Annotated in this window: 13 protein-coding genes; 9 read left to right on the forward strand and 4 right to left on the reverse strand. The window is 69.3% G+C overall.

Annotated elements, in window-relative coordinates:
- Nucleotides 1–53: 53 nt before the first annotated feature.
- Nucleotides 54–1523, reverse strand: a complete 1470-nt coding sequence (locus ACFV9T_RS39885; protein WP_385447989.1) for a hypothetical protein — start codon at nt 1521–1523, stop codon at nt 54–56.
- A 140-nt stretch (nt 1524–1663) separates the two neighbouring features.
- Entirely contained in the window at nt 1664–1888 is a 225-nt protein-coding gene (locus tag ACFV9T_RS39890) for a hypothetical protein (RefSeq protein WP_385447992.1), read from the reverse strand.
- 159 nt (nt 1889–2047) lie between these two features.
- On the opposite strand from ACFV9T_RS39890, the gene ACFV9T_RS39895 reads away from it, so the two are divergent.
- Complete coding sequence (locus tag ACFV9T_RS39895; protein WP_385447995.1) at nt 2048–3022, forward strand: carbohydrate kinase family protein; 975 nt, start codon at nt 2048–2050, stop codon at nt 3020–3022.
- A 244-nt stretch (nt 3023–3266) separates the two neighbouring features.
- Here ACFV9T_RS39895 and ACFV9T_RS39900 read toward each other — a convergent pair whose 3' ends face one another.
- A complete protein-coding gene (locus ACFV9T_RS39900; RefSeq protein ID WP_385447998.1) occupies nt 3267–4673 on the reverse strand; it encodes a cysteine desulfurase/sulfurtransferase TusA family protein in 1407 nt (468 codons plus the stop codon).
- A gap of 359 nt (nt 4674–5032) precedes the next feature.
- Here ACFV9T_RS39900 and coxB point away from each other — a divergent pair, with 359 nt between their 5' ends.
- The 4 genes from coxB (at nt 5033) to ACFV9T_RS39920 (ending at nt 9510) form a co-directional block, all read left to right on the forward strand.
- Nucleotides 5033–5995 (forward strand): cytochrome c oxidase subunit II, encoded by a 963-nt coding sequence (gene coxB / locus ACFV9T_RS39905; RefSeq protein ID WP_385447999.1) that lies wholly within the window; start codon nt 5033–5035, stop codon nt 5993–5995.
- Entirely contained in the window at nt 5992–7731 is a 1740-nt protein-coding gene (gene ctaD, locus ACFV9T_RS39910) for a cytochrome c oxidase subunit I (RefSeq protein WP_385448001.1), read from the forward strand. The genes coxB and ctaD overlap by 4 nt, the downstream gene beginning before the upstream one ends.
- Nucleotides 7728–8126 carry a cytochrome c oxidase subunit 4 gene (locus ACFV9T_RS39915; protein ID WP_385448003.1) on the forward strand — a complete coding sequence of 133 codons (399 nt, stop codon included), beginning with the start codon at nt 7728–7730 and terminating at the stop codon, nt 8124–8126. The genes ctaD and ACFV9T_RS39915 overlap by 4 nt, the downstream gene beginning before the upstream one ends.
- Nucleotides 8127–8256: 130 nt before the next feature.
- Nucleotides 8257–9510, forward strand: a complete 1254-nt coding sequence (locus tag ACFV9T_RS39920) for an Ig-like domain-containing protein (protein ID WP_385448005.1) — start codon at nt 8257–8259, stop codon at nt 9508–9510.
- Between the two features lie 25 nt (nt 9511–9535).
- Here the strand turns inward: ACFV9T_RS39920 and ACFV9T_RS39925 are convergent, their stop codons facing one another.
- The gene (locus ACFV9T_RS39925) at nt 9536–9937 is read right to left on the reverse strand and encodes a hypothetical protein (RefSeq protein WP_385448008.1); all 402 of its coding nucleotides are present in this window, start codon (nt 9935–9937) and stop codon (nt 9536–9538) included.
- A 211-nt stretch (nt 9938–10148) separates the two neighbouring features.
- Here ACFV9T_RS39925 and ACFV9T_RS39930 point away from each other — a divergent pair, with 211 nt between their 5' ends.
- The 4 genes from ACFV9T_RS39930 (at nt 10149) to ACFV9T_RS39945 (ending at nt 14333) form a co-directional block, all read left to right on the forward strand.
- Nucleotides 10149–10769 (forward strand): heme-copper oxidase subunit III, encoded by a 621-nt coding sequence (locus ACFV9T_RS39930; protein ID WP_385448010.1) that lies wholly within the window; start codon nt 10149–10151, stop codon nt 10767–10769.
- 68 nt (nt 10770–10837) lie between these two features.
- Entirely contained in the window at nt 10838–11647 is an 810-nt protein-coding gene (locus ACFV9T_RS39935) for a c-type cytochrome (RefSeq protein ID WP_385448013.1), read from the forward strand.
- Nucleotides 11644–12699, forward strand: coding sequence for a Rieske 2Fe-2S domain-containing protein (locus tag ACFV9T_RS39940; RefSeq protein WP_385448016.1), 1056 nt, complete (start codon nt 11644–11646; stop codon nt 12697–12699). The genes ACFV9T_RS39935 and ACFV9T_RS39940 overlap by 4 nt, the downstream gene beginning before the upstream one ends.
- Nucleotides 12696–14333, forward strand: a complete 1638-nt coding sequence (locus ACFV9T_RS39945) for a cytochrome bc complex cytochrome b subunit (RefSeq protein ID WP_385448018.1) — start codon at nt 12696–12698, stop codon at nt 14331–14333. Before ACFV9T_RS39940 ends, ACFV9T_RS39945 begins: the two co-directional genes overlap by 4 nt.
- Nucleotides 14334–14384: the final 51 nt, after the last annotated feature.

Genomic DNA, 14384 nt, shown 5'->3' on the forward strand with positions numbered 1-14384 from the left:
CATACGGTGGCGGCGGGACCATCCGGACCCGCCGCCTTCGGTATGTGCCGGGGCTACTTCTTCTGCGCCGGGATCTTGTCGCCCGTCGACTTGTCGACGACCTCACGGCCGTCCAGCGGCTTGTCGAGCGTGACCTTCTTGGTCATCTCCTTGGCCATGAGGATGCAGGCCTGGCCCGGACGCTTCGGCTTGCTCTCGACCTCGACCGTCACCGTCTTCGACGTCTCCTCGGCGGAGACCGAGTAGGTGTCGCACACCCCGCCCCAGAAGCGCAGCGTCAGGGTCTTCCCGTCCGCGCTGTACGAGGTGATGTCGTCGGCCTTGGAACCGCGGCCCGGGGTACCCGGCTCACCGCGCTTCTGGCCCTGGCCCGGGGCCTCGCCGCCGGTGTCCTTCGGCTGGTCCGCGTTCTTCTTGATGAACTCCGGCTTCACCGCCGGGTAGGGGAGGGTCACCGCGACTCCGTTGGCCCCGGTCGGCTCCGTCTTGAAGATCCACGACGGCACCAGCGCGCGCTGTCCGGCCACGGAGTGCGAGGCCAGCCCGAAGGTCACCGACTTCACGGTCACCTTCCCCGCCCCCTTCGCACCGCTCTTCGGCGCCGTGGCGTTGAGCTTCTTCAGCGCCTGCCCCGCGCTGATCAGCGGATAGCTGTCGGCCTCCGTCGGCTCCGCCAGCATGCCGCTCCCGCCGACCAGCCCGCCGTCCGCGCCGATCTGGAGGCTGGTCGTCCAGCCGTGGGTGGGCAGCTCGTCCAGCACCGGGTCCGCGTTCACCATGCGTACGGCGCCGTAGCGGCCGCCCGCGTCGAGCTTCGCGCCGGACAGCCCGAGCGCCTTCAGCACCGGCCCGGCCGTGCGCTTGGCCTTCTCCTCGGACACGGCCTTGTCGTCACCGCTCTTGCCGCTCTTGTCGGTGCCGCTCTTCTTCTCGCCGTCCCGGTAGGTCGGGCAGGAGGTGCTGTCGGCCTTCGGCCCCGCGCTCGGCGGACGCACGCACGTGTCGCCGCCCGGCGTCCCGAAGCGGGAGAACGACCAGCTGCCCGGGCCCTTCTCGCTGACCCGCAGCACCGGGCCCCGGCCGTCCTCCGTGCCCCCGACCTTCCAGGAGCCGTGCTCGGCGCGGGGGCTGCCGGAGACGTCCAGGGCCTTCGCCAGCCGCGCCACATCGGCCTTGGTGACCTTGGCGCCGGTTCGGTAGACGGGCGCCTCGTCGGGCCCGTCGGGAAGCTTCCCCTTGACCACATAGCGGTCGCCGCCGCTCGGATCGGGCTCGCCGACCGCGATCCCCTCGTGCCCCGCCGGGGCGGCGTACGCGTCCAGTGCGAGGGGCTGGGGGGTGCCACCCGAGCCCGGGCCCTGGGAGCCGCCGCCGTTCGCCGCGGTCGAGGCCCAGTAGGCGCTGCCGCCACCGGCGACCAGCACCGCGGCCGCCACCGATACGACGGCCAGCCGGGAACGCCGACGCGGCCGCGGATGGTCGTCGTCGGGGGTCTGCGGGGTGTCGGTCTCCTCGGTGCTCACCGTTTCACTCCTTCGGCTCCGCTCACGCTCTGTCCGGGTTGCCCTCGCGAGGGGGTTGCCGTTGTGACGGGGTGAAGCGGCGGCTGGTTCCTTCCGCCGTTTTTCGGCCGCTCAGTGGCGGCCGTTCACGGCGGCCGCGCTCAGTCGCCGTAGTCGGACATGCCGTCGACCAGATCCGCCGACGCGGCCGAAACCGTGATCCCTCGGATGCGCGACGGAGACACGGGCGCGGCGGGAGGCGCTACGGTGACCACCGGAACCGCCCAGTGCGGCGCCATCCGGGCGCCGTAGCCGCGAAGTTCGGCCAGGGCGTCGGGTTCGATCACTCCGGCGGCGGGCAGGTCGGGGGTGACGTGCTGCGGCATACGAACTCCCGGTCCAGGGGGCCCGCACGGGCACGAGCCCCGTCATCTCTGCACCGTATGCCCTACTAACGGGTACTTCCTGCCGTTCGTAAGCGGCCGGGGAAGCCGATAGCGTGAAGCGTCCGATTTCGCCGCCGCCCCGAAACAGGAGCAGCTCTCGTGCGTATCGCCGTCACCGGCTCCATCGCCACCGACCATCTGATGACCTTCCCCGGACGCATTGCCGATCAGCTGGTCGCCGACCAGCTGCACACGGTCTCCCTCTCCTTCCTGGTCGACAAGCTCGAAGTCCGCCGGGGCGGGGTCGCCCCGAACATCTGCTTCGGCATGGGGGTGCTCGGGCAGCACCCGGTCCTGGTCGGCGCGGCCGGCGAGGACTTCGCCGAATACCGCGCCTGGCTGGACCGGCACGGTGTGGACACCCAGTCCGTCCGGATCTCCGAGGTGCTGCACACCGCGCGCTTCGTCTGCACCACGGACGACGACCAGAACCAGATCGCCTCCTTCTACCCCGGCGCGATGAGCGAGGCCCGCCAGATCGAGCTGCAGCCGATCGCCGAGCGGGTCGGCGGGCTGGACCTGGTGCTCATCGGCGCGGATGACCCGGAGGCGATGGTCCGCCACACCGAGGAGTGCCGCTCGCGCGGCATCCCGTTCGCCGCCGACCCCTCGCAGCAGCTCGCCCGCATGGACGGCGAGGACATCCGGGTGCTGGTGGGCGGTGCGGAATACCTCTTCACCAATGAGTACGAGGCCGCGCTGATCGAGACCAAGACCGGCTGGACCTCCGAGCAGATCCTCGCCAAGGTCGGCACCCGCGTCATCACGCTGGGCGCCCAGGGCGTCCGGATCGAGCGCGAGGGCGAGGAGCCGATCGTCGTCGGCTGTGCCGAGGAGGAGCGGAAGGCCGACCCCACGGGCGTCGGCGACGCCTTCCGCGCGGGCTTCCTCTCCGGTCTGTCCTGGAAGCTCCCGCTGGAGCGCGCCGCCCAGGTGGGCTGCATGCTCGCGACGCTCGTCATCGAGACGGTCGGCACGCAGGAGTACGAGCTGCGCCGGGGCCACTTCATGGAACGTTTCGCCAAGGCCTACGGCCCCGAGGCGGCCGCCGAGATCGGCGACCACCTGGTCTGACGGCAGTACGCACAGGGCGGGGCCGGGGGACGCGTCCCCCGGCCCCCCCCCCCCGCAACCCAAACCTCCCGCGGCGCACCCCGGACGCCCTGCCCCGCTCGGCCGGGCGCGCGCCCGCGTAACCCACCCCCCCCGCCCCCGCCCCCCCGGCCGCCGCCGGCGCGCCCCCCCCACGGGGCTCGCGGGCTCCCCCCCGGGGGGGGGGGGGGGGGCCGCCCCCCCCCCCCCCGCCCCGCGTCATCCCTTACGTCCGGCGGCGCACCCGGTACGCCGTGCCGCGCTCGGCCGGGCGCTCGCCCTCGTAACCCTGCCCCCGCATCTCGCACCACGCCGGGATGTCCAGCCGCGCCGCGTCGTCGTCGGACAGCACGGTCACCACCCCGCCCACCGGTACGTCGCCGATGACCTTGGCCAGCTCGATCACCGGAATCGGGCACCGCTTGCCCAGCGAGTCGACCACCAGGCCGGGAGCCTCGGAAGCGGTCTCCCCGGCGGAGGAGGCCCCGGCCGGGGACGCCGGGGCGCCCAGCCGCTCGCGCACCCCGGCCACCACGCCCGGCAGCACCTCCAGGAACCGGTCCACGTCCGCCCCCGGGGTCCCGCGCGGGAGCGAGACCCGGATGTTGCCCTCGGACAGCACCCCCATGGCCCGCAGCACATGGCTGGGGACCAGCGTGCTCGACGTGCACGACGAGCCGGAGGAGACCGAGAACTCCGCCCGGTCCAGCTCGTGCAGCAGCGCCTCCCCGTCGACATAGAGACACGAGAAGGTGACCAGATGCGGCAGCCGCCGCTCCGGATCGCCGACCACCTCCACGTCCGGCACCAGCACCGGCACCCGGGCCCGGACGCGGTCCACCAGCTCCCGCAGCCGCGCCGCCTCCCCGGCGGCCTCGGCCCGTACGGCGCGCAGCGAGGCGGCGGCCGCGACGATGGCCGGGAGGTTCTCGAAGCCCGGGGCGCGGCCCGACTCCCGCTCGTCCGCCGTGGCCGGACGGAACCGGGTGCCCTTGCGCACCGCGAGGAGCCCCACCCCGGCCGGGCCGCCCCACTTGTGGGCGCTCGCCGTGAGCAGCGACCACGTGCCCTCCACCGGGCCCCAGCCCAGCGACTGGGCCGCGTCCACCAGCAGCGGCACGCCGTCCGCCGCGCAGGCCTCCGCGGCCGCCGCCACCGGCTGCACCGTGCCGACCTCGTGGTTGGCGGACTGGAGGCAGGCCAGCGCGACGCCGTCGGGGGCCTCGCGCAGGGCCGTCGTGTACGTGTCCGGCGCGACCCGGCCCGTACGGTCCACCGGGACCTCGGTGACCGCGCCGCCGGACGCCTCGTGCGCCGCCGCGGCCTGGAACACCGCGGAGTGCTCCACGGCGGAGACGATCAGCCGCCGCCCGGCCCGCCGCCGTCCGGCGAGCGCTCCGGCGATGCCGTCGTGCAGGGCGCGGGTCCCCGAGGGGGTGAAGGCCAGCTCGTCGGGGCGGCATCCGACGGCCTCGGCGGCGGTCTCCCGCGCGGCGTCCAGCAGCAGCCGGGCGCGCCGCCCCTCGCGGTAGAGCCGGGCCGGGTCGGCCCACCCCTCGTCGAGGGCGGCGAGCAGCGCCTGCCGGGCGACGGGATGCAGCGGTGCGGACGAGGCCGCGTCGAAATAGGACACGTATAGAACATGCCACGCACGGGCGTACGGCGTACCGACGCGCGCGCATCACACGAACGGGGCGCTGCCCGCCCCACCTGTACCCCTGTCACCCTCCGGCCACACCCCGCCCCGTCCCCGGGCCCGGAAAACGCTGGCGGAGCAGGTCATTCCGCCTGGATTCCGCGGTGTTCCGGGGGTGACGCCACCCCTTCGGGGAGGGGTCCGGCGCGTTGGGCACCCTCCCCGCGCAGCGCCAAATGGCGTCCAGTAGGGTTTGGTCCGCATAAACATCCAAACCCCTGCCCGCACCGGGCCGGCGACCGACCAGATGACGGCCGCGGCCGACCGCGCGGGCGAGACTCTCGGGAAGGCGCTACGTGAGTCCCAACGGCTCCGACCGCTCGTCGCGGCGCCCGGTGCGGCGGAAGCTGCTGCAGGCGCTGTCCGCCGGCGCGGTCCTGGCGACCGCCACCGGTTGCACATCCAAGGACTTCCCCCGGCTCGGAATGCCCACCCCGGTCACGGAGGAGGCGCCGCGGATCCTCTCCCTGTGGCAGGGCTCGTGGGCGGCAGCGCTCGCCGTGGGCGTGCTGGTGTGGGGCCTGATCCTGTGGTCGGTGGTCCTCCACCGCCGGACCAGGACCCGCATCGAGGTCCCGGTACAGGTCCGGTACAACATGCCCCTCGAGGCACTGTTCACCGTGGTCCCGATCGTCATCGTCGCGGTGCTGTTCTACTTCACCGCGCGCGATGAGAACGCCCTCCTCAAGACCTCCAAGAAGCCCAACCACGTGGTCAACGTCGTTGGCTACCAGTGGAGCTGGGGCTTCAACTACATGGAGGACGTGGACGGGAATCCGGCCAGCCCCAAGGCCTTCCCGAAGGAGGTGTCGTCCATCCCCGACAAGATGCTCGACACCGTCCCGAAGGGCGCCGAGGGCGTCTACGAGACCGGCACCCCCGGCGAGCGGAATCCGCAGAACGGCAACCCGGGTCCGACCCTGTGGCTGCCCAAGGGTGAATCGGTTGAGTTCATCCTGACCTCCCGTGACGTCATCCACTCGTTCTGGGTGGTCCCCTTCCTGATGAAGATGGACGTCGTCCCGGGCCATGCCAACCGGTTCGAGGTCACCCCGAACCGTGAAGGCACCTTCATGGGCAAGTGTGCCGAGCTGTGCGGCGTCGACCACTCCCGGATGCTCTTCAACGTCAAGGTCGTTTCCCCGGAGCGCTACCAGCAGCACCTGAAGGACCTGGCGAAGAAGGGTCAGACGGGATACATCCCGGCGGGCATTGCGCAGACGGACCCCGCCAAGAACGCGGAGACCAAGACACAGTGAGCATCCTCAACGAACCCCAGGGTGCCGACGCAACCGCCTCGTACGAGGATGAGTTGCCGGTGCGCCGCAAGCAGCCCGGCAATGTCGTCGTCAAGTGGCTGACCACCACGGACCACAAGACGATCGGCACGCTCTACCTGGTCACGTCGTTCGCGTTCTTCTGCATCGGCGGCGTGATGGCGCTCTTCATGCGCGCCGAGCTGGCTCGTCCCGGCACGCAGATCATGTCGAACGAGCAGTTCAACCAGGCGTTCACCATGCATGGCACGATCATGCTGCTGATGTTCGCCACCCCGCTGTTCGCGGGCTTCACGAACTGGATCATGCCGCTCCAGATCGGCGCGCCCGATGTGGCGTTCCCGCGGCTGAACATGTTCGCGTACTGGCTGTACCTCTTCGGCTCGCTCATCGCGGTGGGCGGCTTCCTGACCCCGCAGGGCGCGGCCGACTTCGGCTGGTTCGCGTACTCGCCGCTGTCGGACGCGGTCCGCTCGCCGGGCGTCGGCGCCGACATGTGGATCATGGGTCTGGCCTTCTCCGGCTTCGGCACGATCCTCGGTGCGGTCAACTTCATCACCACGATCATCTGCATGCGCGCTCCCGGCATGACCATGTTCCGCATGCCGATCTTCACCTGGAACGTGCTGCTGACCGCGGTGCTGGTCCTGCTGGCCTTCCCGGTGCTGGCCGCCGCGCTGTTCGCCCTGGAGGCGGACCGTAAATTCGGTGCGCATGTCTTCGACGCGGCCAATGGCGGGGCGTTGTTGTGGCAACACCTCTTCTGGTTCTTCGGACACCCAGAGGTGTACATCATCGCGCTGCCGTTCTTCGGAATCATTTCCGAGGTCATCCCGGTCTTCTCGCGCAAGCCGATGTTCGGTTACTTCACCCTGGTCGCCGCGACGATCTCCATCGCCGGTCTGTCGGTGACCGTGTGGGCGCACCACATGTACGTCACCGGCGGGGTGCTCCTACCGTTCTTCTCCTTCATGACGTTCTTGATCGCGGTTCCGACCGGTATCAAGTTCTTCAACTGGATCGGCACGATGTGGAAGGGCTCGCTGAGCTTCGAGACCCCGATGCTCTGGGCGGTCGGCTTCCTCATCACCTTCACCTTCGGTGGTCTCACCGGCGTCATCCTGGCGTCGCCGCCGATGGACTTCCACGTCTCCGACTCGTACTTCGTGGTGGCCCACTTCCACTACGTGGTCTTCGGCACCGTGGTCTTCGCGATGTTCTCCGGCTTCCACTTCTGGTGGCCGAAGATGACCGGCAAGATGTTGGACGAGAAGCTCGGCAAGATCACCTTCTGGACGCTGTTCATCGGCTTCCACGGCACCTTCTTGGTGCAGCACTGGCTGGGCGCCGAGGGCATGCCGCGCCGGTACGCCGACTACCTGGCGGCCGACGGCTTCACCGCGCTGAACACGATCTCCACGATCAGCTCGTTCCTGCTCGGTCTGTCGATACTGCCGTTCCTCTACAACGTGTGGAAGACCGCCAAGTACGGCAAGAAGGTCGAGGTCGACGACCCGTGGGGCTACGGCCGCTCGCTCGAATGGGCGACCTCCTGCCCGCCGCCCCGGCACAACTTCCTCACCCTGCCGCGGATCCGTTCCGAATCCCCGGCGTTCGACCTGCACCACCCTGAGATCGCGGCGCTCGACCAGCTCGAGCACCAGGGCGCGGCCGACGCAGACAAGGCCCTCGCGGGTGGTAAGGAGGCCGACAAGTGAAGGTCCAAGGCCGGATGTTCATCTGGCTCGCCGTCTTCATCCTGCTGATGGCGATCGTCTACGGCGTGTGGTCGAAGGAGCCCGCCGGTACCACGGCGCTGTTCCTCGCCTTCGGCCTGAGCATCATGATCGGCTTCTACCTGGCGTTCACCGCGCGCCGGGTGGACGCCGGAGCGCAGGACAACGAGGACGCCGACGTCGCGGACGACGCTGGTGAGCTGGGCTTCTTCTCCCCGCACAGCTGGCAGCCGCTCTCCCTGGCCGTCGGCGGCGCCCTGGCCTTCATGGGCGTGGTCTTCGGCTGGTGGCTGCTGTTCTTCTCCGCTCCGATGATCATGGTCGGCCTCTTCGGCTGGGTCTTCGAGTACTACCGCGGCGAGAACCAGAACCAGTAGCTGTTTCTGATCAGGTTTCTGATCAAGGGGGGCCCGGCACCGAACAGGTGCCGGGCCCCTTGGCCGTGTGCCGTCACCCTGCTGCCTCGCTCGGCGCGCCGTCCGCCGCGGGCCTTCATAGCGTGAGTGCATGAGCCACACACCTCGATCTCCTCGAACCCGGGCGGTGCTCTCCAGTGCCCTGCTGGTGGCGTCGCTGATAGCGGGTCTCAGCGGATGCGGGGGCCCCTCCTCGGACCCGCTGTCCGCCAAGCCGTACGACGCCGCCGACCAGATCTCCTTCAACGGTGAGAGCGGCGCCCGCGACGCCGATCCGGACCGGCCGCTCCAAGTGACCGCCAAGGGCGACGACGGCCGGATCACGGACGTCACCGCCACCGACGCGGCAGGCAGGTACGTACGGGGCGAGCTGACGCCGGACGGCGGCCGGTGGCGCTCCACCGTGCCGCTGGCCGCCGGCGCCCACTACACGCTGCGGGTGTCCACGGAGGACTCGGGCGGCGCGCCGGGCCGCCGTACGATCAGCTTCGCCACCAGCTCCAAGCACCGCCAGCTGAAGGTCAGCTTCGGGCCCAAGGCGGGGGAGTACGGGGTCGGCCAGCCGATCACCGCCAAGCTGAGCCGCCCGGTGAAGGACCCGTCGGCCCGGTCCGTGGTCGAGCGGGGCCTGAAGGTCGACTCACAGCCCGCGGTGGACGGCGTCTGGCACTGGGTGAACAACAAGACGCTGCACTACCGCCCGGCCGAGTACTGGCCCGCTCACGCCACCGTCAACGTGCGCTCCAACCTCAAGGGCATCAGGATCGGCGGCGGCCTCTACGGCGGCGAGGCCAAGCCGCTGCGGATCACCACCGGCGACCGCATCGAGGCCCTCACCGACTCCGGGACCCACCAGATGACGGTGAAGCGCAACGGGCAGGTGATCCGGACCATCCCGATCACGACCGGTATGCCCGGGTTCGACACCCGTAACGGCACCAAGGTCATCCTGGCCAAGGAGTCGGCCGTACGGATGACGGGCGCCAGTATCGGCCTGGGCTCCGGTTCCTACGATCTGATGGTCTACTGGGCGGCCCGGGTCACCGAAAGTGGTGAATACGTCCACGCCGCGCCCTGGTCGACCGGCTCGCAGGGATACGCCAACGTCAGCCACGGCTGCACCGGCATGTCCACCGCGAACGCCCAGTGGTTCTTCAACACCGTGCACCTCGGCGACGTCGTCAAGGTCGTCAACAGCAACGGCGACGACATGGCCGCGTTCGGCAACGGCTACGGCGACTGGAACATGGCCTGGGCCGACTGGCGCCAGGGCAGCGCCCTCGCCGCCGGTCAGCGGGACGGCAGCACCCCGGCCGACTCGGCCCGGCTCCGCCCCATGGCGTGACCGGGTGAGACCGCGCGGAGTGCGGTCAGGCGCCCACCGCGAGCCGCTTGCGGAGCAGCCCGGCCAGCGCGTCCGACAGGGCCACCGGGTCCACCGGATGCGTCACCGCGGCCTCCGCGCGGCTCCAGGTGGCCAGCCAGGCGTCCTGCGGGCGGCCGATGAGCAGCAGCACCGGCGGGCACTGGAAGACCTCGTCCTTGATCTGCCGGCAGACGCCCATCCCGCCCGCAGGGGCCGTCTCCCCGTCCAGGACGCACACGTCGACCCCGCCGTCCTCCAGCGCCGCCAGGACGGCGGGGAGGGTCGCGCACTCCACGAACTCCACCGGAGGCAGATCGGCGGCGAGCCGGCGACCGGTCGCGAGCCGCACCTGTTCGCGGGTGTTCGCGTCGTCGCTGTAGACCAGCACCGTGGCGGTCGGCCGCATCGTTTCCTCCGCATCAGCCAAGGGGACTACCGGGCTTCTGCGGCGGATGTTACTCCCGTACAGCCTTCCGGAGGAGGGGGCGAACCGATCTCTCCCTCCTTCGAGGGACGGCCCTCAGTAGCCGCGACGAGCAGCATCGATGCCCCTGATGCCGCCCCGGACACTCCGAACGGCACCCCCGGGAGTGAGGGCCGGATAAGCGACCGACATAATGTCGGTCGTGGCGACAGCAACAGCAACAGATACCGGGCACGCGCACCCGTCGGTCAACCGACCGAACCTCACCAGCGTCGGAACCATCATCTGGTTGAGTTCCGAGCTGATGTTCTTCGCGGCCCTCTTCGCGATGTACTTCACCCTGCGATCGGTGACCGGAGCCGAGCACTGGAAGGAAATGGCGTCCGCGCTGAACTTCCCGTTCTCGGCGACGAACACCACGATCCTCGTGCTCTCCTCCCTCACCTGCCAGCTCGGTGTCTTTGCTGCCGAGCGTGGCGACGTGAGGAAGCTGCGCTCCTGGTTCGTGATCACCTTCATCATGGGCGCGATCTTCATCGGCGGTCAGATCTTCGAGTACACCGAACTGGTCAAGAAGGACGGGCTCTCGCTCTCCTCCGACCCGTACGGCTCGGTGTTCTACCTGACCACCGGTTTCCACGGACTGCATGTGACGGGCGGCCTCATCGCCTTCCTGCTGGTCCTGGGGAGGACGTACGCGGCCAAGAGGTTCACCCACCAGCAGGCGACGGCGGCCATCGTCGTGTCCTATTACTGGCACTTCGTCGATGTCGTCTGGATCGGCCTCTTCGCCACGATCTACATGATCAAGTAAGCCGGTCACCGCGACCGGAAGCACGTCCTCAAGCATCGACGCAGAAGATCCTGACACCGGGGTAATCCGTGAAAAAGCTCTCCGCACGACGGCGCCATCCGCTGGCTGCGCTCGTCGTCCTACTCTTCGCGCTGGCGGTCACTGGGGGGCTGTACGCCGCGTTCTCGCCGAGCGAGGCGAAGGCCGATGACAGCTCCGCCCAGTCCCTCGCCATCGAGGAGGGCAAGAAGCTCTATGCCGTCGGCTGCGCCAGCTGCCACGGTACGGGCGGTCAGGGGACCACCGACGGCCCGAGCCTCGTCGGAGTCGGCTCCGCCGCCGTCGACTTCCAGGTCGGTACCGGCCGGATGCCCGCCCAGCAGCCGGGCGCCCAGGTGCCGAAGAAGAAGAAGATCTACTCGGACGCCGAGACCGAGCAGCTGGCCGCCTACATCTCCTCGCTGGGCGCCGGGCCGGTGACGCCCTCGAAGAGCCAGTACAGCACCGACGACGCGGATGTCGCGAAGGGCGGAGAGCTCTTCCGTACGAACTGCGCGCAGTGCCACAACTTCGCCGGCAAGGGCGGTGCCCTCACCAACGGCAAGTACGCGCCGTCCCTCGAGGGCGTGAGCAAGAAGCATCTGTACGAGGCCATGCAGACCGGCCCGCAGAACATGCCCTCCTTCCCCGACACCACGATGCCGGAGAAGACCAAGCAGGACATCATCGCGTACCTCGACACGGTCAACAGCGACAAGTCCAAGACCCCCGGTGGCCTTGAGCTAGGCGGGCTCGGCCCGGTCAGCGAGGGCCTCTTCGCCTGGGTCTTCGGCATGGGCGCGCTGATCGTCCTCACCATCTGGGTCGCCGCCCGGACCGCAAAGGCCAAGAAGTCATGAGTAGCCACGAGATTTCAGAAGCAGAAGAGAAGCTGCCCGAGGAGCGGGCGCAGGGCGGGGCGACCGTCGTCGCGGAAGACCCGTTCGCCGACCCGGGACTGCCCCCGCACGAGCACCGTCAGCAGGACATCGACGAGCGGGCCGCCCAGCGGTCCGAGCGCACCGTCGCCCTGCTCTTCACGATCTCGATGCTGGCGACGGTCGCGTTCATCGCCTCCTACGTGGCGCTGCCGGTCGACAAGTACATCTACGTCTTCCCGATCGGTCACATCAGCGCGCTGAACTTCGCGCTGGGTGTCACCCTCGGCATCGCGCTGTTCGCCATCGGCGCCGGTGCCGTCCACTGGGCCCGCACCCTGATGTCCGACGTGGAGATCGCCGACGACCGGCACGCCATCGAGGCCAGTCCCGAGGTCAAGGCCAAGGTCCTCGACGACTTCCGCGCGGGCGCCAAGGAGTCCGGCTTCGGCCGCCGCAAGCTCGCCCGCAACACCCTCTTCGGCGCGCTCGCCCTGGTGCCGCTCTCCGGCATCGTGCTGCTGCGCGACCTCGGCCCGCTGCCCGGCACCAAGCTCCGGCACACCAGCTGGGGCAAGGGCAAGCGGCTCATGAACTACAACACCATGCAGCCGCTGCGGCCCGAGGACATCTCGGTCGGTTCCCTGACCTTCGCCATGCCCGAGGGCATGACCGAGGAGGACCACGACTTCCAGACCGAGATCGCCAAGGCCGCCCTGATGCTGGTCCGGCTCCAGCCGGAGAACATCAAGGACAAGCGCGAGCTGGACTGGTCGCACGAGGGCATCGTCGCCTTCTCGAAGATCTGCACCCACGTCGGCTGCCCGATCAACCTGTACGAGCAGCAGACCCACCACGTCCTGTGCCCCTGCCACCAGTCGACGTTCGACCTCTCCGACGGTGGCCGAGTGATCTTCGGTCCGGCCGGTCACGCACTGCCCCAGCTGCGGATCAGGGCCAATGACCAGGGGTACCTCGAAGCCATGGGCGACTTCTCGGAGCCCGTCGGTCCTGCTTACTGGGAGCGCGGATGAGTACTGCAACAGACACGGGCACGCCGCGGCGCGGCAAAGCGCCCGCGGGCGAGCGCGTCGCCGACTGGGCCGACGGCCGGCTGGGCATCTACAGCCTCGCCCGCGCCAACATGCGCAAGATCTTCCCGGACCACTGGTCCTTCATGCTGGGCGAGGTCGCGCTCTACAGCTTCATCATCATCATCCTCACGGGTGTGTACCTGACGCTGTTCTTCCACCCCAGCATGGAAGAGGTCGTGTACCACGGCCCGTACGTCCCGATGCAGGGCGTCCGGATGTCCGAGGCCTTCGCCTCGACGCTCGACATCAGCTTCGAGGTGCGCGGCGGTCTGCTGATCCGGCAGATCCACCACTGGGCCGCGCTGGTCTTCCTCTGCGCGATGTTCGTGCACATGATGCGCGTCTTCTTCACCGGTGCCTTCCGCAAGCCGCGTGAGGTCAACTGGCTGTTCGGCTTCCTGCTGTTCTTCCTCGGCATGCTGACCGGCTTCACCGGCTACTCGCTCCCCGACGACCTGCTCTCCGGCACCGGTCTGCGGTTCATCGAGGGCGTGTTCCTGTCGATCCCGGTCGTCGGCACCTACATCTCGATGTTCGTGTTCGGCGGCGAGTTCCCGGGCATGGACCTCATCCCGAGGCTCTACCCGGTCCACGTCCTGCTGCTGCCGGGCATCATGCTCGGCCTGCTGGTGGCGCACCTGATCCTGGTCTTCTACCACAAGCACACGCAGTACCCCGGGGCCGGAAAGACCAACAAGAACGTCGTCGGCATGCCCCTGCTGCCGGTCTACATGGCCAAGGCGGGCGGCTTCTTCTTCCTGGTCTTCGGCGTCATCGCGGTCATCTCCGCGATCGCCACGATCAACCCGATCTGGACCATCGGCCCCTACCGGCCCGACCAGGTCTCCACCGGCGCCCAGCCCGACTGGTACATGGGCTTCGCCGAGGGTCTGGTCCGTGTCATGCCGGGCTGGGAGATCACCGCTTGGGGCCACACGCTCGTCCTGGGCGTGTTCATCCCGATCGTGCTCTTCCCGCTGGTCCTCTTCGCGATCGGCTTCTACCCCTTCATCGAGGGCTGGATCACCGGCGACAAGCGCGAGCACCACATCCTGGACCGCCCGCGCAACGCCCCGACCCGTACGGCCTTCGGTGTCGCCTGGCTGACCGCGTACTTCGTGATGCTGATCGGTGGCGGCAACGACCTGTGGGCCACCCACTTCCAGCTGTCGATCAACTCGATCACCTGGTTCGTGCGGATCGGCTTCTTCGCGGGCCCGGTCCTCGCGTTCATCGCCACCAAGCGGATCTGCCTCGGCCTCCAGCGCCGCGACAAGGAGAAGGTGCTGCACGGTCGCGAGACCGGCATCATCAAGCGCCTGCCGCACGGTGAGTTCATCGAGGTGCACGAGCCGCTCACGCAGGAGCAGCTGCACGTGCTCACCCAGCACGAGCAGCCGAAGGCCTACGAGCTGGGTCCCGAGGTCGACGAGAACGGCGTCCGCCGCAAGACCACGGCGTCGCAGAAGCTGCGGGCCAGGCTGTCCAAGTCGTACTACGGCGAGGACGCCTTCATCCCGAAGCCGACCTCCGAGGAGTACAAGGAGATCACCAGCGGCCACGGCCACCACTGATCTCTGCTGACGTCTGCTGACGTCTGTCCGCCACAGACCAGGGCCCCGGCC

Origin of the sequence: Streptomyces sp. NPDC059850, assembly GCF_042731515.1 — a bacterium.
Classification (GTDB): domain Bacteria; phylum Actinomycetota; class Actinomycetes; order Streptomycetales; family Streptomycetaceae; genus Streptomyces.